This is a genomic window from Myxacorys almedinensis A (assembly GCF_010091945.1).
Lineage (GTDB): Bacteria > Cyanobacteriota > Cyanobacteriia > Leptolyngbyales > Leptolyngbyaceae > Myxacorys > Myxacorys almedinensis.
This window is the reverse complement of the sequence record NZ_WVIE01000033.1, coordinates 1-22,785: the sequence shown is the minus strand read 5'-3', so window position 1 is coordinate 22,785 and position 22,785 is coordinate 1. Positions and strand designations below refer to the sequence as shown.

Sequence of the window (22,785 nt, the reverse complement as noted above, 5' to 3'; positions counted from 1 at the left end):
TTGTGTCTGAATTATCGTCTGGTTTTTTAGATTCGACTCGGCTCTTGTTGGGGCTACGGCAAGCCAATGAAATTGCCCAAAGTTTGAGTGGCTGTTTAGAGACATCTGCGATCGCGGGTCGCATCACCGATGGGCTGGTCGAAAAGTTTGGCTGTGCCTTCGCTCGCATCTGGATCGTAGAGCGCGATGTGCTGTACGCCGATCCCGAAGAGCGCGCCATGCTCAAACTGGTCGCGTCTTCAGGAATGTACACTCGCCTGGATGGGGCGTTTGCAAGAGTGCCGATGGGGGCGTTTAAGGTGGGGAAAATTGCCCAACACGGCATCCCATTTTTGAGTAATCAGTTGGCAGACGAACTCTGGGTCAAAGATCGAGAGTGGGCGATCGCACATCAGATCCGGGGGTTTGCCGGATATCCATTAGCGACCGCCGAGCAAGTGATTGGGGTGTTGGCAGTGTTCAGCCAGCAGGCGATGGAGCCAGAATTTCTAGAAATTTTGCAGGGTCTGTGTACAACGGTTACGGTTGCGCTAGATAACGCTCTGCACCACCAGCAAGAACAGCAGTTTTGGCATTTAGCAACCAAATCATCGCCCCATTGTGCACCTCTGTCTGAGCAACTGGCGCATCTGTTGCAGCAGTCGCGGCTGGCATTACTAGGGACAGAACGCCCTTTAACCACATCCCTCGATTGTCTGTTTCTGCGGGCAGGCGAGATTTTAAATCAGTTGCACTGTATCTATGGTCGGCTAACGTACGGAGACGACCACGTTTCTTTAGAGGCAATGGTTTCAACGAGAGAATATTCGCCTGACAAACTGGCATCTCCGTTTCAAGAATTGTTGTTCGCTACATCTTATCTGGGCGGCACGCTTCAGATTAACGAAGACGCCGCGCAAAAGTTGCTTCAAGTGTTGCTAGTTTTGCCCTATTCTAATTGCATTTTAGGGTTGCGACTGCGGATTCGCTGTGTTTCTCCAGCGTTGCAGTTTGCGTTTACGCATTTATCATATTTAGCCGGATTAACGGTTTGCTTAGAAGATGATCTAGAGATTCCAGTTTTGACAGATGATTTGTCTCAGGTTGGTGCTTGCCATCTGGTGCTGATGGTGACCGCTTTGCCCCAACTCGCTCATCCAAGTGCTAAACAGGTGATGGCAAAGCTAGATTTGTCGATGAGTGCCGACCAGTTGCAAGATGCGATCGCATCAGTAACACGCGGCGAGCCGTGGAATATAAAACCGTCAGGCTTACCCGGTCTTTCGGAGCGAGAACAGGAAGTAATGGCGCTTTTGGTCAAAGGATTGCGCGATCGCGATATTGCCCATCATCTCACCATCAGCGAAAGCACTGTCAAGTTTCACATGAATAATGTGGTGTCAAAACTCAAGGTGCGGACTCGCTATCAAGCCATTCATCAAGCGATCGTCAATGGCTGGATTACTTGATCTCGGATGACTCGCTCCTGGATGCTTGATCGATAGTAACCCTAGTTTTTTCGCCAGGGTTGGACGATCAGTAGTAGACTATTTTTCAGGCAAAACCCCTGGTTTTACGAGCAAAACGGCACCCTCCTATCCCTACTGCTAGAGTTGGGGTTTCCGTAGTCAGAACTACAACATGTCCTCTAAGCTACCCCCTACGCTGGCATCAATCAGCCATAGAGAACGAATAATGGGAAATCACTATCCGGTCATTATTATTGGTGGGGGTCAGGCAGGTCTTTCGATGAGCTACTGTCTCAAAGAGAGAGGCATCCACCACCTGATTTTTGAGAAACATCAGATTGGCTATGCGTGGCAGGCAAAACGCTGGGATTCATTCTGCCTCGTCACGCCCAATTGGCAGTGTCAGCTTCCGGGCTATCCCTACCCAGGCGATGATCCCCAAGGGTTCATGCAAAAAGATGACATTGTGAACTACGTCAAAGCCTACGCGGCATCGTTTGATCCTCCCATCCACGAGGGTGTTGAAGTGCTGAAACTTTCTAAGCGCGAAGCTCAAGACGGGTTTCATGTGGCAACCACGATCGGAGACTACACCGCCGATCAGGTGGTTGCGGCGGCGGGCAGTTACCACACGCCCAAAATTCCAAGACTGGCAGAACGGCTGCCTGATTCGATGGTGCAGCTTCATTCGTCGGAGTATAAAACGCCGCAGTCGCTCCCTGATCGGGTGTTGGTGGTGGGAACTGGGCAGTCGGGCTGCCAAATTGCGGAAGACCTGCATTTAGCTGGTAAACAGGTGCATCTCTGCGTCGGCGGTGCGCCGCGATCGCCCCGGCGTTATCGGGATAAAGATGTAGTTGACTGGTTTGATCAGATGGGCTACTACGATTTATCCGTCGAAGACCATCCCCAAAAAGAAAAGGTGAGAACGAAAGCCAATCACTATGTCACCGGGCGCGATGGTGGGCGAGAAATCGACTTGCGCCAATTTGCCCTAGAGGGAATGCGCCTCTATGGTCGGGTGAAAGCGGTACGCGCTCAGACGTTAGAATTTTGCGATGATCTTAAACACAACTTAGATCAAGCCGATGCCGTGGCTGAAAGCATTAAGAAAACGATTGATGGCTTCATTGAAAAACATCAGATCAATGCCCCCCTCGATCCGCCTTACCACCCAGTCTGGCAGCCAGAGCAGGAGGTTTTAGAACTCGATTGCGGCAGCCTAGATGCCGTGGTTTGGTGCACGGGCTATCAGTCCGATTTTCGCTGGATCGATGTTCCTGTTTTCGATGGCAAGGGCTATCCCGGTCACGAGCGGGGCGTGACCACAGTTTGGGGCTTCTACTTTTTGGGACTGCCGTGGTTGCATACCTGGGGATCGGGGCGATTTTCAGGCATTGCTCGCGATGCTAACTATTTGGCTGATTATATTGTGGCAAGGAAGAAATCGTCTCCTTCTAATGCCTGGAGCGTTGTTAATGAATTTTTGCTGGGATCATGAGTGAGGGATCTTACGGAACAAATTGACGCGATCGCACCTATCGATTTCGATAGGATTAGTCAGATCAAGGCGGCTTGAATTGAGGCTTGCGATCGCACGTCCTATCTCTATCGTTAGAATTCTAGTTTTAGTAGCGAAAGATACAAAATGTTTTTCCAGTCAAGATCTACGCTTGCAGCACCACTTGATCAGGAGAAACTTATGCCTGAAGTAACAGCGCCCGCTCACAAAACCGGAGACTTTTTTGTTGATTACGAAGAGAAAGTGTTTCCCGATGTGAAAGCAGAACCGGGTGAGAAAGCGTTGGTCACGTTTCATACCGTTGCCTTTGAAGGCTCGATCGGATTAGTCAATATGCTGCAAGCGTTGCGATTGCTCCGTAAAGGGTTTGAAACGTCGATGCTGCTGTATGGTCCGGGCGTCACGCTGGGGGTGCAGCGCGGTTTCCCAAAACTGGGGGATGAAGCTTTTCCAGGGCACCAAAACTTTGCTAATCAGATCGGCAAATTTATGGCAGAGGGCGGCAAGGTGTATGCGTGTCGGTTTGCTCTGCAAGCCCTGTATGGGCACGGAGAGCCAGCCTTAATTGAGGGGATTCGCCCGATCAATCCGTTAGATGTGCTGGACTTGGTGCTGATGCACCGCAAAGATGGCGCGTTTATTTTAGATACCTGGACGCTTTAAGCCTCAGAGTTGTGACAAAAATGGGGGGTTTCAGGTGGCTGATCGGCAGACTTGTGGGCAGATAAACTGCTCCGCCTTTAGCATCTCCCTGCGGTGACAGCAGATTTGGGGGTACCTTCGGAAGAGGCTTTGCCAGTGGATGTCACAAGTGGATGTCACAGATGAGCCGCCCAAGTTAACCCTCAATCCGCTTGTTTACGTTTATGCGAAGCGTTGCCGCAGGCGTCGGCGATCGCGTCTGCTGCTAACCTAAAATCTCTGCCTGATACCAAATTGATTGTTCACTGCGACAGATCCTCGACCCCCCTGCCTACGGCATCCCCCCTGGGTCAGGAAGGACTTTCCGGCTCCTCTTCTTGCTAAGGAGGGGTTGGGAGAGGTCGCACATCTGTAGCATTTACAGATTAATTTGGTGTAAGTCCTAAATCAAATCGGTATGGGGAGGATTTTGTGAATCATTCACGCATCGTCCGGGCGGCGGCTGTGCAGATCAGTCCTGTCTTGTTTAGCCGAGATGGCACGGTTGAAAAAGTTCTCAGCGCGATCGCAGATGCCGCCAAGCAAGGCGCACACCTGATCGTGTTTCCCGAAACCTTTGTGCCGTACTATCCTTACTTTTCGTTTATTCAGCCCCCGGTTCTCATGGGCAGCGAACATCTGCGGCTGTATGAGGAAGCAGTAGAGGTTCCCGGTCTGGTGACAGAGGAGATTGCTAGCGCGGCGCGATCGCATCACGTAGTCGTTGTGCTGGGAGTCAACGAGCGGGATCATGGTTCGCTGTACAACACGCAGCTAGTGTTTGACGCAGACGGCACTCTGGTGCTAAAGCGGCGCAAAATTACGCCAACCTACCACGAACGCATGGTTTGGGGGCAAGGAGATGGGTCTGGTCTAAAGGTTGTGGAAACGGCGGCAGGCAGAATTGGCGCGCTAGCTTGCTGGGAACATTACAATCCGTTGGCGCGATTTGCGCTGATGGCGCAGCACGAACAGATTCATTGTGCTCAGTTTCCAGGGTCGATGGTGGGACAAATTTTTGCAGACCAACTCGAAGTTGCCATTCGCCATCATGCGTTAGAGGCTGGCTGTTTTGTGGTAAATTCCACCGGGTGGCTCGCGCCAGAGCAAATTGAGCAGATTACCCCCGACGAAAACCTGCAACGGGTGCTGAGGGGCGGATGCCATAGCGCGATCGTTAGCCCGGAAGGAAAGCACCTGTGTGAACCCATTACAGAAGGGGAAGGCATTGCGATCGCAGATCTCGATTTCTCTCTGATTACAAAACGTAAACGGATGATGGATTCGGTAGGTCATTACGCGCGATCAGATTTATTGCAGCTACAGGTCAACATGAATGCAAAACCAGTAACAGTAAATTTAGAAACGGATTTAGCAACGGATTCGGCAATAGAATTTACAAATTCTGGCAAATTTCTACCAAACCCTTATATATCAGTTTCTCAAGCGCCTGACAAGTAAGGATGTGAATGAAAACGTTAATGTTTTAACCTAGCTTCTAAAGCCATCGCCTAATCCGATCGTCTAATCCCATTGTTGATTGCTGAGTTCTATGAATAAACAACAGCTAATTACAGAAATTCAATCGCAGGGATTAAGGTTAATTGAACCCGAAATTGGGGCATCTGGGCGCAAAGGGGGTGCAGGTCCATCGGATCATAAAGCGATCGTGATTGACAATACGACGGTGATGGTTCCCATCTTTACCAGTGCATCTTCAGACTCGCCCTACACTGCCCGGTTTGATGCCTCTACCGATCAGACAATTCTGGAATTAGATGGAGCCGCGATCGCGCCGATTTATTTTCCATCTCAGCCGTCGTTCTACCGGCTCACCACTGCCGACGGCATTCCTTACTGGAAAATTGCGCTGCTGCACAGTCGCGATGTTTTGGCGACAACGGTTTTACAAACCTGCATTCGCTACGGCAACACGGCAACCTCCTGCCAATTTTGCGCGATTGGGCAATCTCTTGAAGCCGATCGGACGAGCGCTCGTAAGACGCCTGCCCACCTCGCCGAAGTGGCAGAAGCGGCGGTGAGATTGGATGGCGTTAAACACATGGTGATGACCACCGGCACGCCAAATACCCGCGATCGCGGTGCCGCTTATCTCGCCGAGTGCGCCAGTGCGATCAAGGCGTGGGTTCATTTACCGATCCAGGCGCAGTGCGAGCCGCCGGATGATTTTGCCTGGTTTGAGCGATTGCGAAAGGCTGGGGTCGATAGTTTAGGCATGCATTTGGAAGCCGTCGATCCAACCGTGCGATCGCGGATCATGCCTGGCAAGGCAACGGTGCCCGTTGAGTATTATTTTGAGGCGTTTGCTGCCGCCGTGAAAACCTTTGGTTGGGGACAGGTGAGTACCTACCTGTTGGCAGGCTTGGGGGATGATCTGCCGGCCTTGCTAGAAGCGTGCGATCGCTTGATTACGATCGGCGTTTATCCGTTTGTGGTTCCTTTCGTGCCGATCACGGGCACACCCCTTGCCGATCATGCCCCTCCTCGCCATGAGTTTATGGTTACGCTCTATCAGCAAATTGCTGGAATGCTGGATCGAGCAGGTATGTCGTCTCAATCGATCAAGGCGGGCTGTGCCAAATGTGGGGCTTGCTCTGCCCTTTCTATCTTCGAGTCTCAGGATTAACCCATGTCCCCATCCTACGAATTTAAGCTTGCGATCGCGCCGTCCGAAATTCATGCCTACTATGCCTTGCGGCGATCTATCTTTGTCGAAGAACAGGGCTTATTTTCAGGCAGCGACGTGGATGAACTCGATGCGATCGCCTACCCCATCATTGCCACAGCCTCAGCCGGGTTGGGGGATGTATTTGGAATTGTCCGCATCTACGAGCCAGAACCTCGGCTGTGGTATGGCGGCAGGCTAGGGGTTCATGCTGGCTTTCGGCGGACAGGTCACATTGGCAAAGGCTTGATTTATAAAGCAGTCACCACGGCAAACACCTGGGGATGTGAGCGGTTTTTGGCAACTGTACAACTGCAAAACGTCCGCTTTTTTCAGCGACACCACTGGAACTCGCTAGAGGAACTGACGATCTGCGGACTGCCCCATCATCTGATGCAAGCCGATTTAGATTACTATCCTGCCGGAGTGCAGCCCCGTCCGGCGTTGCCCCTTGCAACCTTGCCCACTGCAACATGGGATGCCTCGTAATGCTGATCGATCTGGCAACACGGCTAAAACAGGCAATTGGGATCGTGCAAAAGCAAGATATTCAGCCGATCGCGAAGCAGTTTCTAGATTTGCAAGGTCTAGATTTGCAAGGTTTAGATTCGCAAATTCGTTTGGGAGATGACTGTGCGGCAATTCCAGACAAAGCAGGAGGCTACCTCTTGCTAGCCGCAGAAGGGCTGTTGCCATCGCTGGTGGAGACGGAACCGTGGTTTGCAGGGTGGAGTGCTGTTATGGTCAACGTGAGCGATATCTATGCCATGGGCGGGAGACCCACCGCGATCGTGGATACGATCTGGAGCACATCTCCGGATCAAAGTGCCCCTCTTTTAGCCGGAATGCAGGCGGCATCGAAAGCCTACAATGTTCCCATCGTCGGCGGGCACACCAACGCCCATAGCCCCTATGCGGCTTTATCGGTGGCAATTTTAGGACGAGCCACTCATCTGATCACCAGCTTTGATGCTCAATCGGGCGATCGCTTGTTGGTTGCGTTCAACGATCGAGGGCAACTTCATCCTAGTTACCCGTTTTGGAACGCCGCCACCACCGCCGAGCCTGCTCAACTGCGGGAAGATTTAGCCCTTTTGCCCCGCCTCGCAGAATCGGGACTGTGTAATGCCGGAAAAGATATTAGCATGGGCGGCATAGTGGGAACGTTGCTCATGCTGCTAGAAACGTCTGGCTGTGGGGCAACGCTTGATGTTGATGCGATTCCGCGTCCGGCGGGGGTGTCGTTAGAGCAATGGTTAGTCTGCTTTCCGAGCTATGGGTTTTTGTTGAGTGTCCGCCCTGAGAAGGTGGAGGCAGTGCAGACGCAGTTTCATCAGCGGGACTTGGTGTGCGAAGTGGTGGGAGAAATCGACTCGACTCATCAGCTTGTGTTGCGCTCTGATCGGGCTGGGCACAGCCAACCGCAGGAGCGCTCTGTTGTGTTTTGGGATTTTTGTGAGCAGGAGTTAACCGGATTTTCGGCAGCGAGGATGCGTCTATGAGTTGTGCGATCGCGCTTCGGATTGCCTTGTTTACCTATTCGACAAAGCCGAGGGGCAGTGTTGTGCACACGTTAGAGTTAGCAGAAGCACTGCACGATTTGGGGCACGACGTTTGTGTTTATGCCCTGGATAAAGATGGCTCAGGATTTGATCGAGAGTTGCGTTGTAACTACGAATTAATTCCGGCTCGACCGACCCCTGCTCAGGTTGATGGGTTAGTTCAGCAACGGATTCAAGAATTTGTTAATTACTTGAGCACATCTGATCAAGTTTATGATTGTTATCATGCTCAAGATTGCATTAGCGCTAATGCTCTATCTGTTCTAAGAGCACGGGAAAAAATCCCCCATTTTATTCGGACTGTTCATCACATCGAGGCGTATACCAGTTTCTACTTGCAGCAATGCCAAGATCGCTCGATTCGTGATGCAGATTTGTGTCTTTGTGTGAGTCTACAGTGGCAAGAGGTGCTTCATCATAGCTATCAAATTTATGCTCCTAGGGTGACAAATGGCGTTAACCTTCAAAGCTTTTCTACGGTTTCTAATGGGTTAGAATCTGCATTGAAACAGCGATTAGGTTTATCTGGCAATCCTATCTATCTTACCGTTGGAGGAATTGAACCTCGCAAAAATTCAGTTACGTTGCTCAAAGCCTTGATTCACCTTCGAGCGAGCTATCCCACGGCTCAACTCGTCATTGCTGGTGGGGCAACGCTGTTTGATTATCAAGACTACCGGGATCAGTTTTTTGCGATCGCAGATGCCAATCACACCAAGCTTGAGCACGCGCTAATTTTGCCGGGTGTGTTGCCAGCACCAGAGTTGGCAGCGCTGTATCGGCTGGCAGATGCGTTTGTCTTTCCGTCGATCAAAGAAGGCTGGGGGCTGGTAATTATGGAAGCGATCGCATCAGGTCTGCCGGTGGTTACGTCTAATCAGCATCCCTTCACAGAATTTCTCTGCGATCGCCAAGCGTTGCTGATCGATCCCTATTCACCCGATGCGATCGCGCAAGCCATGAAAACGGTGATTCATCCTACGGTTTCTCAAGATCTGATTCACCAGAGCCAGCCTATTTGCAACCAGTACACCTGGGCGGCTTCTGCCAAATTGCATCTCAATCACTACTACTCTCTTTGACCCCATGCCAGAAATCCGGTTTCAAGTTGAATTACCCGACGGCTCTCAAACGACGTGCTATTCTCCGTCGCTCGTTGTCAAAGACTACTTTAGCGCGGGGCAAGAGTATGCCTTGAATGAGTTTATCGAGCGATCGCGCACGGCATTGATTATAGCTAGCGATCGCGTTCAAGCAAAATATGGCAGACCCTGCGGCTTAGCACTGGGACAACTACAAGACATCGAAGCGTGGGCAACTCAGTATCGGCATGTCGATCAGCCAAAGGTTAAACTCATGCAGTTTATTGAATGAGGTGATCGAATCAGGTCGCCATGGTGCGGAGCTAAAGCGGTGGACATGACGACAGGCTAGTTTTTCTTGAACTCTCGTCCATCTGGCATCCGCGCCCCCGACAAAACGGCACCCTCAAGGGTTGCGCCCACTATTTTTGCCCGTACTAGATTTGCATTTTGCAAATTGGCTCCGTTGAGATTTGCCCCTCTAAGATCCGCTCCTTCTAGCACTGCCTTCTGAAGATTAGCGCCAGACAAATCGGCACCGCGCAAATCGGCTCCATAAAAATTAGCCCCTTGCAGCGTTGCTCTTTGTAAGATGGCGCTTTGAAATTCAACGAGAGCAAAGTTGGCGCGATCGCCGTTAGCCGTTGTCAAATTTGCAAAATTAAGTTTAGATCCTTGAAAGGCGGCTTCCATGAGATTAGCCTGGGTCAAATTAGCCCCTTCTAGCACCATCCCATAAATGTTGGCGTTGGAAAGGTCGCACCCCGAACAGTCGTTTGTGTTGATGAGTTGCTCGACCTGAGCCGGATTTGCCGCCAACCCGATAAAACAGATGCCAATGCTTGCCCCAATGCTTGCCCCAATGCTTGCCCCAATGTTTAACGTCGTCGGCTGCAACGCTTTTGTCACCATTGCCCTAAATGACAAGCCCAATCGATCGCTCATAAAAGTACCATCCTTATTTAGCGTGTAAAAACTATGCAGGAGAGAAAGCAAATCCTCTAAGCTGAGAGAGAATCAGAGGAATCAAACCAATGGATCAATATTACAAGCCAGAACACCTCCCCAAATTTGGAGAAATTGGCGAGGGCAACTCAGAGCTATCTCAAAAGTTTTTTGCCTACTATGGGGCTGTATTTGCCGAAGGAGCCTTATCAAAACGCGAAAAGGCGCTGATTGCGCTAGCTGTGGCTCATACCATTCAGTGTCCCTATTGCATTGAGGCTTACAGCAAAGAGAGTTTGCAAGAAGGATCGGATTTAGAACAAATGACAGAAGCGGTTCATGTGGCAACTGCGATTCGGGGGGGTGCGTCATTGATTCATGGCTTGCAGATGCTAGATCATGTGCACAAGCTTGCCATGTAAAGTGGGCGGTCAAATGGATTTGTAGAACGGGTGAGCGGCTCCGGGCGTCTGGTCAAACGTTTCAGCGAGTCTACTCAGTAGCGAAGTTAAGTAGCAACGTCTCTCAGTGAAAAATGCGGATTTATGAAAGTCTGCATCTGCTCTCATTTCGGAGTTTCCCCAGCGGGAGACGGAACGTGCGTCTGGTTCCCTGCCTGAGTTCTAACAGATATGTAAATTTTAGCTTCACATCATGCCTACCTTCGATCGTGCTCCTTCAAAGCTTTCATCTTTGCTCAAACGACAGTCTCCTTTGGCATCGGCTCACTATCAGCGCGATACCTTGGCAAGAGTGGCACTTTCTGCGATCGCGCCTCATGGGGGCGATTTCTCAACAACCTTATCGGCTCATGGCATCTCTGCTCTGACCCCCGCTAAATTAGATATTTTTCAGATCAACATTGGCAAGCTGTGTAACATGGCGTGTCGGCATTGCCATGTAGATTCAAGCCCCGATCGCACCCAGGAAAACATGAGCCGCGAGACGGTGGATCACTGCCTCCGCGCCCTCGATCGCACAGAGGCACAGACCGTCGATATCACCGGAGGAGCACCAGAACTCAATCCCCATTTTCGCTATTTGGTCGATCAGTGTGTGGCGCGAGGCAAGCATGTGATTGATCGCTGTAATCTGACGGTGCTGCTGTTGCCGACCCTAAAAGATTTGCCCGAATGGTTTAGCGATCGCGGCGTTGAAATTGTTTGCTCTTTGCCTCACTATCGTCAGCGCAATACCGATGCTCAGCGCGGCGATGGCACGTTCGAGAAATCGATCGAGGCGCTACACCGGCTCAATGCCGTAGGCTATGGGCAAGGCGATCCAGCGCAACAACTGACGCTGATGAGCAACCCGGTTGGGGCGTTTCTGGCGAGCAACCAAGTGAAACTAGAGCAAGAATGGAAGGCAGGATTGGCAAAATATCAGGGAGTTACCTTCGATCGCTTAATCACGCTGAATAATATGCCGATTTCTCGATATTTGGAATGGCTAGAGCAATCGGGCAATTTGCAGAGCTACATGGAAGTGCTGGTGAATGCATTTAATCCGGCGACTGTGGAAGGATTGATGTGTCGCAACACGCTCTCGGTTTCGTGGGATGGTCGCCTATTTGACTGCGATTTTAACCAGATGTTGGAGTTGGAGTGTCACCCGTCTAATCCATCGTCTGCTCAAGCCCCTATGCACATCCGCAATTTTGATCCCGACCAGTTGGCAGGGCGGCAAATTGTTACGGGTCGCCACTGTTTTGGCTGCACGGCGGGGGCAGGGAGTTCGTGTGGGGGAGCGCTGACCTAGTAAGTGGTCGGTCAAGATTTGGAGGGACTAGGAGTGGATGGGTGGAGAGTGGATGGGTGGAGAGTGCATGGGTGGATGGGTCTGTCAGTAATCTAGCCCCTCTCCCCCTCAACTCAACATTTGCCAAATCTTGATGCATTGGGTCACAGCTTAGGTTGCGCTCCTAATCGCCTGTCACAATTTTTGGAACTTTGAAAAACTCGCCATCGCGATCGGGCGCGTTCTCCAACAGCGCCTCCCGCTGCCCATAGGGTTGATGATGGTCTGGACGCACCACATTGCTGACATCGATCGCTCGTGTCGTGGGTTGAACGTCTGTAACGTCTAGTTCGCTCAGTTGCTCAAAGTAATCGAGAATGTCATTGAGTTGCGTGGTGAATTGCTCTTCTTCGTCGGGCGTGAGCTTGAGCCGGGCAAGGTGGGCGACTTTTTGAACTTGTTCGCGATCGATCATGAGAAAAAATAGAGGATGAGAACGAAAAAAGTAGGAAAATCAGCGATCTAACGATTGCCGTCAACGCGCGACGGTTACACCCAGTTTGCTAAACCCAGTTCACTAAAAATCGTTAGAAAAAAGTTGTTAGAAATAGACATCCATTCCAGAGCGACCTGTGGTTTTTAGCCAGTTTTGGGCTTCGATGTAGTTGTTAGGAGCCAACACGATCGCGCGTTTCCAATATTCTGCTGCTTTGTCAAAAAATTCTTTGCTTTCCTGGTCTCGGTTGTCTTCTTCAGCCTTTTCGCCCATGTAGTGATAGATCACCGCAATATTATTAATGGCTTGGGGCAGACGAGGATTTTCCTCGATCGCTTGGTGGTAATACTCTAGCGCTTGGGTATGCTCACCATTACTCGCATGAATTAGCCCAATGTTGTAAAGAATATAGCTGCGATCGTTGGCGTCTTCTTCTAGCTTTAGCGCTTCGTAATAGTTGTCTAACGCTTCTGCATATTCGCCATCGGCTTGGGCTGACATGCCATCTCGATAATAAGCAAAGGCAACTTTCTCCTTACGACTGGCTGGAAAGACCTTCAAGATCAGATCTGCCATGACCGTAAAGCTTTTATCGATAAAATTATCGTTGCGTTGAGTTCTAGACATGATTGGCTCTGTAACGAATTGAAAACGGCTTAGGATGCGGGGTTCAGACGCTTCCTTAGTGTAACGCTCTCTGACACTCGCGCAAAATAGTCTGTGAAAGAGTCTATCTGACAGGCTTTAGTTTGAAAATCTATACTAGAGATCAGGCAACTCGAACTCAACGTTCGGATTGACAAGTTATGTGGAGGACTGCCGATGACCATGACTCCTGCTCTAGATCCAGCCATTATGAAGGCGGTCGAGCGGCTTGACTATCGTGTGACAGCAGGAGACCTTGCTTCTCAAGCTGGTTTAGATATCAATATGGCACAGCGAGGACTGTTAGCCCTTGCCTCCGAAGCGGGGGGGCATCTCCAGGTTGCAGAGTCGGGCGATGTGGTGTTTCAATTTCCTCAAAATTTTCGCGATCTTCTCCGCAATAAGTATTTTCGCTTGCGCCTCAAAGAATGGTGGCAGAGGGTTTGGCGCGTTCTGTTTTACCTGATTCGGATTTCGTTTGGCATTGTGCTGGTGTTGCTGATCGTGCTGGCGATCGCAGCCGTTGTGATTTTAGCGATCGCGGCGTCATCTAGTCGAGATGATGACAATGGGGGCGGCGTTGATTTTGGCAGAGGCGGTGGTTCGGGCATTTGGTTCTTTCCAGACTTTGGCTGGATCTTTTACCCCAACTACACCGATCGCTACAGAGAACGACGCAATAGTTCTCAGCCCAACCAGTTAAATTTTCTAGAAGCCATTTACTCGTTTCTCTTTGGCGATGGCAATCCCAATGCAGAGTTGGAAGAGCGGCGCTGGAGCACGATCGGCACGGTGATTCGCCACAATCGCGGTGCGGTGATTGCCGAGCAGGTCTCCCCATATCTAGACGATGTGGGCAAAGGCTTTGATCAAGAGTATGAGCAGTATATGCTGCCGGTTTTGACCCGGTTTGATGGACGCCCAGAAGTTAGCCCAGAGGGGCAGATGGTCTATCATTTTCCCTCCTTGCAAACGACGGTGACAGAGGCAAAATCCCGATCTTTCCCTCCGTTTTTGAGAGAAGCCCTCTGGCAGTTTAGCCAAGCCGGGAGTGGGCAGAAGGTTGCTGCGATCGCGCTCGGTTGCGTATTATTGGTGTTGGCAGGCGTGCTAAACCTGTGGCTGGCAGCGGGCGTTGGCATTGCAGGTGGTGCCCTTGCTTTCGTTAGAGCGATCGCGGTACTCTCGCTTGGTTATAGCGTTGCATTTTTGGGCATTCCGCTGATTCGCTCTTTCTGGCTGCAATTTAGAAATCGCAAGATCCAGGCAAGAAACGACCAGCGAGAACTGCGATCGCGCCAACTCGCTCAAGCCGATCCGGTTCTCCAACAGAAACTTGGGTTTGCTCAGCAGTTTGCGGCTGAAACGGTGATTCGAGATGAAGACTTAATCTACACCACCGAAACCGATTTGATCGAACAAGAAAGTGAGCAAGCCGATCGGATCGATGCCGAGTGGCGAGAACGATTGGAAGGTAACGGCTAAATCAGGTAGGAGCGGCTCTAAACTGAAGACTCCACATCCCCTTCTCTTTAGGAAGAAAGGAATCAGAGTCTTGCTCCTTCTCCCTAGGAAAGGGCTAGGGTGAGGGCAACGCTCAGCCGCTTAGGTTTAACTCGCTACTTCACCTCGATCGTAGAAAGCGCTGTGCTTTGGTAATATTGACCCAAAATTTGCCCATAGCTCAAATTCTGACGCGCCATATTGTAGGCTCCCCATTGGCTCATGCCCAACCCGTGCCCAAAGCCGCGCCCATTAATCAAAAATCCGGTCGCGGTTGATTTGGTGTTGCCCTTGGTTGAGTTTGCCACCCCTTGCGGCGTGATTTGGGTAAGATAGGTGCTTCTTAGCCCCAAGCGATCGCGGAATGTATCTCCGCTCACCCGCACCCGGCGACCGCCTTCACCCACGATTTCAAGTTCTTTGATGCGTCCGCAGTTCGAGGTTTTCTTGGTCGGCACAATGCTACGGACATTGCCAACGCCAAAACTGCTGAGTTGGCTGGCGCTGACCGATTTAGACCATACGTTAACCGGCGATCCTTCATCAAATTGATTCTTCGTTCCGCGTAAATACGGCAATGCCTGCACCCAAACCTCCTCGGATCTGTCAGTACAGCCCCCCGCCGACGAGTGAAACACCGCATTGATCACTCGGTTGTTGCTGGTCAACACTTGTCCGGCGGTGGCGGCGACGGCGCTTTGAGTCCCTCCCGATTCAGTTTGCACCCCGCCGTAGACTTGCCACCCCGTCGTATTGCCGAGATCAAACAATGGGCTTCTAGAATTTTCTCGCTCATACAGGGCATAGCTACGAGCCGCTACTGCCTGAGCTTTCAGCGCCTCTTGAGGCCAACTGCCATTCATCTCGCTCCCCAAAACGCTGAACAGGTAATGTTCCAGGTCAACGTAGTTAATCGCTGTCAATCCTTTTCCGGTCGGGACGATCGCCACACTGCCGCGATACCAGCGATCGCCAATCCACACGACGCCATTGGGGTCTTCTGGCTCAATTCGGAGGGTGCTTGCTTGCCAGCGATCGAGGGCAACTCCACCGTTTCGTGCCTGTGCTGCAAATCCGTTCATTCCCTGGATTTTGCCGAGGGCTTGACCTGAGCCATCCACCACCCGTGCATCAACCGAACTTCCCACATTAACCTGGGAAGCATTCTGCTGAATTGCGATTCGCAATACGACAGAGTCAGCCGTGCGAGCAAAGGTCGGCGCGATCGCGGCTAGCCAAATAAACGCTGCCAGCCAAACCTTTTGGGTTGTGAGCTTGAAGCTTGAGTGTAGGGGGAAGAGCAAACGACATTTCATCTTCTGAACAGTCCTTACAGGGTAATTACGTACAGATCGCTGCTTTTAACGATCGCTATCTGGGTTAAGTTGCCACTAAACACCGACTTGCTAACCTCGCTTAATATAGGCGAATTCTTTAAAGAAGCTAGCATTAGTTTTGCTTTTATAAAGCATCAGTGGGCGTTTGGGGGTCTGTATTCATCAGAAATTTACAGTCTTCAACTGACTGATCCGTAGATTTGCTCCCCTGGGATTTGGGTCATGCCACCTTAACTTCGGTAGAACTAACGGTGCGCCTTGCCAATCGATTGCCTTGACCGAGGCTCCGAAGAGAAGGTTCCTGTGTCACCATGAAAAGAGTGTGAACTGACAAGGTGATCTGAACTTGCAAATTACATTTTTGGGCACAAGCTCAGGGGTGCCAACGCGATCACGCAATGTGTCGAGTGTGGCGCTAAGGCTGCCTCAACGAGCCGAAATTTGGCTATTTGACTGTGGCGAAGGTACGCAGCATCAACTGCTTCGCAGTGACTTACGGATGAGCCAAATTCGCCGCATTTTTGTGACGCACATGCACGGCGATCACATCTTCGGCTTAATGGGGCTATTGGCCAGTTGTGGTCTCGCTGGCAATGTTGAAGAAGTCGATATTTATGGACCGCCAGATTTAGATGAGTATCTCAAGGCATCTAGACGCTACTCTCAAACCCGCTTTGCCTATCCGATCCGGGTTCACACGGTGCAGCCTGGAACCGTGTTTGAGGATGCAGAATTTACGGTGAAGTGCCTGCCGCTGAAGCATCGCGTGCCTGCATTTGGCTATCGGGTCGAGGAAAAAGACCGGGCAGGGCATTTTGATGTAGAGAAAGCAAAAGAATTGGGGATTCCGTCAGGTCCGGTTTACGGTCAGCTAAAGCGCGGCGATCGCGTCACCCTTGCCGACGGACGCACGATCAATGGCAAAGACCTGTGTGGCTCTACCGAAATGGGGCGAAAAGTGATTTATTGCACGGATACGGTGTACTGTGAGGCGGCGGTAGAGCTTGCCCACGATGCTGATGTCTTGATTCACGAAGCAACGTTTGCCCATCAAGAAGCAGAGATGGCCTTTCAACGGCTCCACTCAACCTCTACCATGGCAGCCCAAGTCGCGTTGGCAGCGCAGGTCAAATCGCTGATCCTGACTCACTTTAGCCCCCGCTATGCCCCCGGAAACCCGGTAGAACTGCATCATCTGCTTGATGAAGCCCGCGCTATCTTCCCCAATACCTACTTGGCGAAAGACTTTTGGACTTATGAAGTTCCTAGGCGACTGGCTTCAACCCTGTCTGCGATGACTTGAGAGTTGAGAAATGAGAGTTTAGGAATGAGACCGTAAGCGATCGCGGATGTTTGATAACGAGGCTTGCGAACTAACTGGCTCTCTGGGCTGGGGCATCTCGGTGTTGGGCCAATGGGGGAGATCAAAGCAGGGGCAGCTTTCGGGCGGCAACCCAATCGTTCGGGTAGGAACGGGCATCGCGCAACGAGAACAGGGATTAATTTCCCAATCTGGTCTCAAAAGTTCGCTAAAGGTTTGCTCTGTCCCTTCTATGTAGCAGTCACCTGATGCTGAGGAGCGAGTAAAGTTCCATAAATCTTCAAATTCTTGGCTGTAGCGATCGCCTGCGATGATCGTTTTAGGCAGAATTGCCTTCTGACCATTGTGAACTATAACCCTCTTACCTAACTGAACCCAGTAGGCAAGATACTGCTTGACGTGTTGCTCAGATGCCATAGTTAATTAAAGGCGTAAACGGCTCTACAAAATAAACAAAATACCTAGATTTAGATACCTAGATTTAGCGTGGAAATGGCTGATGGGTGTAAGGCATTTATCGAACCAAAACACAGCCATCGTTCAGGCTTTTGTAACTTTTGAAACAATGCTTTATGAGCAAAAATCGCTTCGTGAAAACTTAGTGAGGAATATCGGATTTGAATATTCCATCGGTAACCTCCTGACCTATGGTATCGCACCTCAGAATGCTGCAATCGGGAGTAATACCTAGAGAAATTCTTGCTAACAGCTTTTTACACGTTCTGTTTTTGATCTCATTTTCCCTACTAGTCTCTGCATTTATAGTTAACTATAGTTAACAGCTTCCTTCTACAAAAATTATCAGTCTCCAGTCACATTCTGCAACCTTATTTTGGATATCTGATAGCAAAGTATCAGCCTTAAGAAAGGTGCTGATCGAGAGGAAAACCGAGTTGACTTAGGTTCAGAACGTGCCCTCCTGTGACCAGATACACCGTGTCTGCGATCGTGCCTACACATCGGATTAAATGCCCCAAGCGATCGCGAAACAGTCTACCGAGCGGGTAGGCAGGCACAACTCCCCAGCCTGTCTCTTCTGCCACCAGAATCACATCACTTTTCGCATTTCTGAGGTTTTGTAGGAAAGTCTTTAGGTTGTGCTGCCACATTTCATCATCTTGCTCTAAGACATTGGCTAACCACGTCCCCAACGAGTCGATCAGCAGGCAGTCTGTTTCGGTAGCCCCTAGAAATATTGACGGGAGATCGCTCTCGACAGCCCAGGTTTTCCAGTGGTGGGGGCGGCGTTGACGGTGGAGATCGAGCCGAGCTTGCCACTCGCGATCGTCGAGTTGTGGGCGGGCAGTTGCCACGTAAATCACTGATTTTTGGACGTTGGCTTTCTCGGCGTTTTGCTCAGCCTGGGTTGCAAGATGTTCTGCCCATTCACTCTTGCCCGATTTGGTCGCTCCGGTTACTAAAATGATGCGATTGTCAGAATTTCTTTGCTCAGGCATTGTAAAATCTCTACCAGAGGTTTCTAAAGTCGATTTTGCCGCTACAATAAACGCTACATCTTGATTTGAGCCGTCCATTTTGACACAATATATAGCATTTCTTAGCAGTTGCCCCTTTGAGAGGAGACTAAGCAGTCATCATGAAAAGAGATCTAAGACGAATTGAAGCCACCTTAAATCAGCTTAGCCAGAAATCATCGGCTTTAGCGACTGTCTCGCGGATGCCCCCATCTAGCGAACCTGTTTCGGCTCCTCCAGTCTCTTTTGAAGTTCAGGCAAAAGCTTCTAAACCAGCCGTATCAGTGCCCTCTGTCGATCAGCCTGACGCCATCCCACCTCGCGATCGCAAGGTGTCACCGCTCGAAACGGAGGCGATCGTTGTGCCGGGTCAATTGGCATCAGAATCTAAAGAGAGCCTCCATCTGCCAAAGTTCAAACTACCGAGTTTTACAAGCCATCGCAATAGCGCTAATCCTGCTCTTGCCTCTAGTTTGCTGAAAGACTTGCTGACCATTACTGAAGGGTGGCAAACTGAGCTTGCCCAAGTGTTGCGCGATATGCAGGATTTGTATGCAGAAGGCCCAATCGTAGACGGCTGGCTAGAGTCTCATGCCCCTGATCCAGATGCAAATCCGGCAGTGTTGCGCCATGCCGAACCCGATCGCTTGATGAATTATGTCGAAGAAATCTGTGCGACCCCCGATGCCAAGGCAACGCCCCAAGTTCCTAAGTCCGGATATTTTTTGTGTGGCTTAAATGCCGATGGGCAGGTGTGGTCAACGCCCTGTCCTTCAGAGCAAGTTCCCAGCGTTAGCCTTGCGATCGCACGTCACCAAAAACTCCGTCAGTTGCTTGCGCGCAAGCAAGAGTTGGAAAACCGCCTCAATCAGCTATCTGAGACGTTGGTAGGGCTGCACAGTCAACTCAGAGAAGCGTAGGCGGCGCATGAATCTAGCGAGGCTTGGGTACTCTGTCCTGTAAAGATCGGGATTCAGTTCTGCTTCAACCCTATGCCTCAACCCAAGATTTCCGCCATCATTTGCACCCACAATCGCGATCGCTATCTCGGACTCGCGATCGATAGCCTGCTCCAGCAAGATTTTTCAAGCTTTGAGATCATTGTGGTGGACAACGCCTCCACCGATCGCACCCGCGACGTCGTGGAATCTCGGCTCAGTGACTCTCGCGTCAGCTATGTTTATGAAGCCATCACCGGCTTGTCGATCGCGAGAAATACGGGGGCAAAAGCGGCTCAAGGTGAGATTTTGGCGTATTTAGATGATGATGCGATCGCGAGCCGCCCCTGGTTGAGCCGTCTGCATGATGCCTACGTAGAAAATGAAAAATTGGCGATCGCAGGCGGGAAAGTAACGCTCCTTTGGGTGGATGGAATGAGCGCTCCGCCCTGGCTCTCAGAAGGACTTGCCGGAAATCTTGGAGCCTACGATTTAGGCAATTCTCCTGTGTTCATCACCCAACCCGGACTCACCCCCCGAGGACTAAATTATTCTATTCGCAGAGATTTTCTAGAACAGATTGGCGGATTTGATCCCCAACTAGGACGGGTGGGCAAAAACTTGCTGTCTAATGAAGAACTCCACATGACCCATCTTGCCCTAGCGTCTGGCTGGCAAGTGGCGTATCTACCAGAGGCTTTGGTTGCCCATCATGTCGCTCCAGAACGGGTGAAGCCGCGCTGGTTTCTCGATCGCGGGTGGTGGCAAGGTATTAGCGAGTGTTATCGGGAGCAGATTGCTGGAGAAGCAGGAATCGGTCAATTTCGCCGCGGGAGTGAGCGGTTGATTCGAGGATTATATAAGTCGCTAAAGTTTGCTGCTAATCCGTCTCAGCGCTTCGAGAATTTGGTCTACAGCTACGGTCAGATCGGATACCTGAGCAAGGCGTTTCAAGGCTTAGTGATGGCTTCTGCGGCAAAGCGATCGTGACTTCTCAGGTCAGCATTTAGTAACAATTAGTAATAAATAGAGAAAAGCTGGGGGTGTAAAGTTTGCATCCCCAATTTTGTATGTGTTGTGAAATGTTGAACCTCTTCTCTGACAAGCTTTTCAGCCAAATGTTAAGGTTTTCACGCGATTTGAAACCTTCCATTTATAATGTGAACGATTGTTAAGTGATTCTGTAAGTGGTCGCTTTTACCAGAAACGATCGCTGCCATTGCTAACTTGCTTGATGGATAGAAGAATTTCTTGGATTCAAAAGCAAGGTTTCAATCAAAAAACCGTCATACTTTGTCGTTTAAGTTTACTTAACTTAATCAAACTAGGGTAAGATTGGTTCACTAGGTATTAATCCTCATCCGGTTAACGACCTCTCTCAAAATCCGCCCAATAGAACCCTGTTTTATTGACTGTAGGATTTGTGGATAGTCACCGCCTCGCCTTGAGACACTTCGATTCACCCGCGAATCCTGCATTGCTCCCTATCGATCGTCAGAGACGGCACTCTACCGCCTTTCTTCTCTTTCGATAACCCAGCATCCCTGCGGATCGTCTAGTTGTGCTTTACATCGAACCGACTTCTCTTAGCTCTCTACAACACTAGCTTCTGTCCTCATGGTGAGTACTTCTTTCCCCTGGCTAACGACCCTAATCTTGCTGCCCCTGGTGGCATCTCTCTTCATTCCCGTTCTGCCCGATAAACAAGGCAAAACCGTTCGTTGGTACGCCTTGGGCATCGGACTTCTCGACTTTGCGCTCTCAGTCTATGCTGTCTCAAGCCAGTACAATTTCCAAAATTCTGATTTTCAATTGGCTGAAAGCTACGTTTGGGTGCCGCAAGTTGGAATAAACTGGTCAGTCGCGATCGATGGTATTTCAATGCCGCTCGTAATTCTGGCGGGCTTAGTCACTACCTTATCGATGCTGGCGGCTTGGCAAGTTAAGGAAAAGCCCAGATTATTTTATTTTCTGATGCTGGTCATGTATTCCGCTCAGATTGGCGTTTTTTGCGCTCAAGACATGATTCAGTTCTTTCTCATGTGGGAAGTTGAACTGGTTCCGGTCTACATCCTCATCTCGATTTGGGGTGGTCAAAAGCGGCTTTACGCAGCGACTAAATTTATTCTTTATACCGCGATCGGTTCTATCTTTATTCTTGTTGCTGCCCTAGCGATGGCGTTTTACGGCGATGTCATGACCTTTAACATGCACGAGTTGGGGTTAAAACAGTATTCGTTACCGTTTGAGTTGTTGGTCTATGCGGGTCTTTTGATTGCCTATGGCGTCAAACTACCGATCTTTCCGCTTCACACCTGGTTGCCCGATGCCCATGGTGAAGCCTCTGCTCCGGTCTCGATGATTTTGGCAGGCGTTTTGCTAAAGATGGGTGGATACGCGCTCATCCGCATGAATATTGAGATGTTACCCCATGCTCATGCCTACTTCGCGCCAGTTCTGGCTATCCTCGGTATCGTCAATATTATTTATGGAGCGTTGGCATCTTTTGCTCAGCGCAACCTAAAGCGGCGGATGGCATACTCTTCCATCTCCCATATGGGCTTTGTGCTGCTGGGCATTGCCTCGTTTACTGAGTTGGGCATGAATGGCGCAGTGCTGCAAATGCTCTCTCATGGGCTGATTGCCCCTGCGCTGTTTTTCTTAGCTGGAATTGTCTACGATCGCACGCACACCTTAGACATGGACGATATGGGCGGTCTGGCAAAGAAGATGCCGACAACCTTTGCTCTGTTTACTATCTGTTCGATGGCATCGTTAGCCCTGCCCGGAATGAGTGGCTTTGTGGGTGAACTGGCAGTTTTCTTGGGCTTTACGACTAGCGATGCTTACACAGCGACTTTTAAGGGAGTAGTTGTGCTGCTGGCGGCGGTGGGGCTGATCATCACGCCAATTTACCTGCTCTCCATGCTGCGTGATATGTTCTATGGCAAAGAGGGTAAAGCAGTGGTGCAAGCTGTTGTCTTAGATGTGAAGCCAAGAGAGTTTTTTATCGCGGCTTGTCTGCTGCTGCCCATCATCGGGATTGGGTTATATCCAAAGTTGGCGACTGAGACCTATGATGTGAAAACTGTTGCGATCGCAAGTCATGCTCGCAATGCAGTTCCGGTTGTGGCAAATCAGACCTTCAAAGATCAGCCTCAGTTTTCGATCGCAGAGCAACCTCCCTTTGGGATCGCGCCCAAGATGCCCATAGCAAACCCTGAGCTTTTGGGTATGGTCAGGTAAATCTCTCAATAAGTATTGCCATAAGCCTGGGGGAAGCCTCCAGGTTTTTTATGTTTGATATCAGTTAATGCAGGAATTCCGTTTATACCAAATTGAAAAAAGGGAGAGACAAATGAGAGAATGGGTTCTGCCGTGTGGAGAAAAACAGCAATGTCAGGTGT

General features: G+C 50.4%; 22 protein-coding genes. 16 read left to right on the top strand and 6 right to left on the bottom strand.

Annotated features, from left to right (window positions below; all coding sequences use genetic code 11):
* The first annotated feature begins 2 nt into the window (after positions 1-2).
* The 9 genes from GS601_RS20195 (at position 3) to GS601_RS20155 (ending at position 9,273) form a co-directional block, all read left to right on the top strand.
* On the top strand, positions 3-1,448 hold the full coding sequence (locus GS601_RS20195; RefSeq protein ID WP_338017096.1) for a LuxR C-terminal-related transcriptional regulator: 1,446 nt from the start codon (positions 3-5) through the stop codon (positions 1,446-1,448).
* Between the two features lie 226 nt (positions 1,449-1,674).
* Positions 1,675-2,949: an MSMEG_0569 family flavin-dependent oxidoreductase gene (locus GS601_RS20190; RefSeq protein ID WP_162425096.1), complete on the top strand. Its 1,275-nt coding sequence runs from the start codon at positions 1,675-1,677 to the stop codon at positions 2,947-2,949.
* A gap of 201 nt (positions 2,950-3,150) precedes the next feature.
* Positions 3,151-3,633: an MSMEG_0572/Sll0783 family nitrogen starvation response protein gene (locus tag GS601_RS20185; RefSeq protein ID WP_162425095.1), complete on the top strand. Its 483-nt coding sequence runs from the start codon at positions 3,151-3,153 to the stop codon at positions 3,631-3,633.
* A gap of 450 nt (positions 3,634-4,083) precedes the next feature.
* A complete protein-coding gene (locus GS601_RS20180; RefSeq protein WP_162425094.1) occupies positions 4,084-5,112 on the top strand; it encodes a Nit6803 family nitrilase in 1,029 nt (342 codons plus the stop codon).
* Positions 5,113-5,203: 91 nt separating this feature from the next.
* A complete protein-coding gene (locus GS601_RS20175) occupies positions 5,204-6,298 on the top strand; it encodes an MSMEG_0568 family radical SAM protein (RefSeq protein ID WP_162425093.1) in 1,095 nt (364 codons plus the stop codon).
* A 3-nt stretch (positions 6,299-6,301) separates the two neighbouring features.
* The gene (locus GS601_RS20170) at positions 6,302-6,826 is read left to right on the top strand and encodes an MSMEG_0567/Sll0786 family nitrogen starvation N-acetyltransferase (protein WP_162425092.1); all 525 of its coding nucleotides are present in this window, start codon (positions 6,302-6,304) and stop codon (positions 6,824-6,826) included.
* Positions 6,826-7,839 carry a sll0787 family AIR synthase-like protein gene (locus GS601_RS20165; RefSeq protein ID WP_162425091.1) on the top strand — a complete coding sequence of 338 codons (1,014 nt, stop codon included), beginning with the start codon at positions 6,826-6,828 and terminating at the stop codon, positions 7,837-7,839. The genes GS601_RS20170 and GS601_RS20165 overlap by 1 nt, the downstream gene beginning before the upstream one ends.
* Positions 7,836-8,981 carry an MSMEG_0565 family glycosyltransferase gene (locus GS601_RS20160; protein ID WP_162425090.1) on the top strand — a complete coding sequence of 382 codons (1,146 nt, stop codon included), beginning with the start codon at positions 7,836-7,838 and terminating at the stop codon, positions 8,979-8,981. Before GS601_RS20165 ends, GS601_RS20160 begins: the two co-directional genes overlap by 4 nt.
* A gap of 4 nt (positions 8,982-8,985) precedes the next feature.
* Entirely contained in the window at positions 8,986-9,273 is a 288-nt protein-coding gene (locus GS601_RS20155; RefSeq protein ID WP_162425089.1) for an MSMEG_0570 family nitrogen starvation response protein, read from the top strand.
* Between the two features lie 56 nt (positions 9,274-9,329).
* Here the strand turns inward: GS601_RS20155 and GS601_RS20150 are convergent, their stop codons facing one another.
* Positions 9,330-9,926: a pentapeptide repeat-containing protein gene (locus GS601_RS20150; protein ID WP_162425088.1), complete on the bottom strand. Its 597-nt coding sequence runs from the start codon at positions 9,924-9,926 to the stop codon at positions 9,330-9,332.
* An 89-nt stretch (positions 9,927-10,015) separates the two neighbouring features.
* Between GS601_RS20150 and GS601_RS20145 the strand changes: the two genes are divergently transcribed.
* The gene (locus tag GS601_RS20145; protein WP_162425087.1) at positions 10,016-10,348 is read left to right on the top strand and encodes an arsenosugar biosynthesis-associated peroxidase-like protein; all 333 of its coding nucleotides are present in this window, start codon (positions 10,016-10,018) and stop codon (positions 10,346-10,348) included.
* Between the two features lie 232 nt (positions 10,349-10,580).
* Positions 10,581-11,684 (top strand): arsenosugar biosynthesis radical SAM (seleno)protein ArsS, encoded by a 1,104-nt coding sequence (gene arsS, locus GS601_RS20140; RefSeq protein WP_162425086.1) that lies wholly within the window; start codon positions 10,581-10,583, stop codon positions 11,682-11,684.
* A gap of 163 nt (positions 11,685-11,847) precedes the next feature.
* On the opposite strand, the gene gatC is transcribed toward arsS, so the two are convergent.
* Both gatC and GS601_RS20130 read right to left on the bottom strand, forming a co-directional pair.
* Positions 11,848-12,138: an Asp-tRNA(Asn)/Glu-tRNA(Gln) amidotransferase subunit GatC gene (gene gatC, locus GS601_RS20135; protein WP_162425085.1), complete on the bottom strand. Its 291-nt coding sequence runs from the start codon at positions 12,136-12,138 to the stop codon at positions 11,848-11,850.
* A 126-nt stretch (positions 12,139-12,264) separates the two neighbouring features.
* Complete coding sequence (locus GS601_RS20130; RefSeq protein ID WP_162425084.1) at positions 12,265-12,786, bottom strand: photosystem I assembly protein Ycf3; 522 nt, start codon at positions 12,784-12,786, stop codon at positions 12,265-12,267.
* A 195-nt stretch (positions 12,787-12,981) separates the two neighbouring features.
* On the opposite strand from GS601_RS20130, the gene GS601_RS20125 reads away from it, so the two are divergent.
* Positions 12,982-14,289, top strand: coding sequence for a hypothetical protein (locus GS601_RS20125; protein ID WP_238393405.1), 1,308 nt, complete (start codon positions 12,982-12,984; stop codon positions 14,287-14,289).
* 134 nt (positions 14,290-14,423) lie between these two features.
* Here GS601_RS20125 and GS601_RS20120 read toward each other — a convergent pair whose 3' ends face one another.
* On the bottom strand, positions 14,424-15,623 hold the full coding sequence (locus GS601_RS20120; RefSeq protein WP_162425083.1) for a SpoIID/LytB domain-containing protein: 1,200 nt from the start codon (positions 15,621-15,623) through the stop codon (positions 14,424-14,426).
* Between the two features lie 367 nt (positions 15,624-15,990).
* Here GS601_RS20120 and GS601_RS20115 point away from each other — a divergent pair, with 367 nt between their 5' ends.
* Positions 15,991-16,947, top strand: coding sequence for a ribonuclease Z (locus tag GS601_RS20115; RefSeq protein WP_162425082.1), 957 nt, complete (start codon positions 15,991-15,993; stop codon positions 16,945-16,947).
* 18 nt (positions 16,948-16,965) lie between these two features.
* On the opposite strand, the gene GS601_RS20110 is transcribed toward GS601_RS20115, so the two are convergent.
* Together GS601_RS20110 and cobU are read right to left on the bottom strand one after the other, a co-directional pair.
* Positions 16,966-17,382: a hypothetical protein gene (locus GS601_RS20110; protein ID WP_162425081.1), complete on the bottom strand. Its 417-nt coding sequence runs from the start codon at positions 17,380-17,382 to the stop codon at positions 16,966-16,968.
* 443 nt (positions 17,383-17,825) lie between these two features.
* Positions 17,826-18,500, bottom strand: coding sequence for a bifunctional adenosylcobinamide kinase/adenosylcobinamide-phosphate guanylyltransferase (cobU, locus tag GS601_RS20105; RefSeq protein ID WP_338017095.1), 675 nt, complete (start codon positions 18,498-18,500; stop codon positions 17,826-17,828).
* Positions 18,501-18,562: 62 nt separating this feature from the next.
* Here cobU and GS601_RS20100 point away from each other — a divergent pair, with 62 nt between their 5' ends.
* The 3 genes from GS601_RS20100 (at position 18,563) to GS601_RS20090 (ending at position 22,624) form a co-directional block, all read left to right on the top strand.
* A complete protein-coding gene (locus GS601_RS20100) occupies positions 18,563-19,360 on the top strand; it encodes a hypothetical protein (RefSeq protein ID WP_162425079.1) in 798 nt (265 codons plus the stop codon).
* A gap of 72 nt (positions 19,361-19,432) precedes the next feature.
* Positions 19,433-20,368, top strand: coding sequence for a glycosyltransferase family 2 protein (locus tag GS601_RS20095; protein ID WP_162425078.1), 936 nt, complete (start codon positions 19,433-19,435; stop codon positions 20,366-20,368).
* A 627-nt stretch (positions 20,369-20,995) separates the two neighbouring features.
* A complete protein-coding gene (locus GS601_RS20090) occupies positions 20,996-22,624 on the top strand; it encodes an NAD(P)H-quinone oxidoreductase subunit 4 (protein ID WP_162425077.1) in 1,629 nt (542 codons plus the stop codon).
* Positions 22,625-22,785 lie beyond the last annotated feature (161 nt).

What these genes read in the sequence shown, in the direction of transcription:
- GS601_RS20100 (WP_162425079.1), top strand. Translation starts at nt 18,563, where the DNA reads ATGAAAAGAGATCTAAGACGAATTGAAGCCACCTTAAATCAGCTTAGC.
- GS601_RS20110 (WP_162425081.1), bottom strand. Translation starts at nt 17,382, where the DNA reads ATGGCATCTGAGCAACACGTCAAGCAGTATCTTGCCTACTGGGTTCAG.
- GS601_RS20190 (WP_162425096.1), top strand. Translation starts at nt 1,675, where the DNA reads ATGGGAAATCACTATCCGGTCATTATTATTGGTGGGGGTCAGGCAGGT.
- cobU (WP_338017095.1), bottom strand. Translation starts at nt 18,500, where the DNA reads ATGGACGGCTCAAATCAAGATGTAGCGTTTATTGTAGCGGCAAAATCG.
- GS601_RS20090 (WP_162425077.1), top strand. Translation starts at nt 20,996, where the DNA reads ATGGTGAGTACTTCTTTCCCCTGGCTAACGACCCTAATCTTGCTGCCC.
- GS601_RS20160 (WP_162425090.1), top strand. Translation starts at nt 7,836, where the DNA reads ATGAGTTGTGCGATCGCGCTTCGGATTGCCTTGTTTACCTATTCGACA.
- gatC (WP_162425085.1), bottom strand. Translation starts at nt 12,138, where the DNA reads ATGATCGATCGCGAACAAGTTCAAAAAGTCGCCCACCTTGCCCGGCTC.
- GS601_RS20185 (WP_162425095.1), top strand. Translation starts at nt 3,151, where the DNA reads ATGCCTGAAGTAACAGCGCCCGCTCACAAAACCGGAGACTTTTTTGTT.
- GS601_RS20175 (WP_162425093.1), top strand. Translation starts at nt 5,204, where the DNA reads ATGAATAAACAACAGCTAATTACAGAAATTCAATCGCAGGGATTAAGG.
- GS601_RS20095 (WP_162425078.1), top strand. Translation starts at nt 19,433, where the DNA reads ATGCCTCAACCCAAGATTTCCGCCATCATTTGCACCCACAATCGCGAT.
- GS601_RS20145 (WP_162425087.1), top strand. Translation starts at nt 10,016, where the DNA reads ATGGATCAATATTACAAGCCAGAACACCTCCCCAAATTTGGAGAAATT.
- GS601_RS20120 (WP_162425083.1), bottom strand. Translation starts at nt 15,623, where the DNA reads ATGAAATGTCGTTTGCTCTTCCCCCTACACTCAAGCTTCAAGCTCACA.
- GS601_RS20125 (WP_238393405.1), top strand. Translation starts at nt 12,982, where the DNA reads ATGACCATGACTCCTGCTCTAGATCCAGCCATTATGAAGGCGGTCGAG.
- GS601_RS20130 (WP_162425084.1), bottom strand. Translation starts at nt 12,786, where the DNA reads ATGTCTAGAACTCAACGCAACGATAATTTTATCGATAAAAGCTTTACG.
- GS601_RS20150 (WP_162425088.1), bottom strand. Translation starts at nt 9,926, where the DNA reads ATGAGCGATCGATTGGGCTTGTCATTTAGGGCAATGGTGACAAAAGCG.
- GS601_RS20155 (WP_162425089.1), top strand. Translation starts at nt 8,986, where the DNA reads ATGCCAGAAATCCGGTTTCAAGTTGAATTACCCGACGGCTCTCAAACG.
- arsS (WP_162425086.1), top strand. Translation starts at nt 10,581, where the DNA reads ATGCCTACCTTCGATCGTGCTCCTTCAAAGCTTTCATCTTTGCTCAAA.
- GS601_RS20170 (WP_162425092.1), top strand. Translation starts at nt 6,302, where the DNA reads ATGTCCCCATCCTACGAATTTAAGCTTGCGATCGCGCCGTCCGAAATT.
- GS601_RS20165 (WP_162425091.1), top strand. Translation starts at nt 6,826, where the DNA reads ATGCTGATCGATCTGGCAACACGGCTAAAACAGGCAATTGGGATCGTG.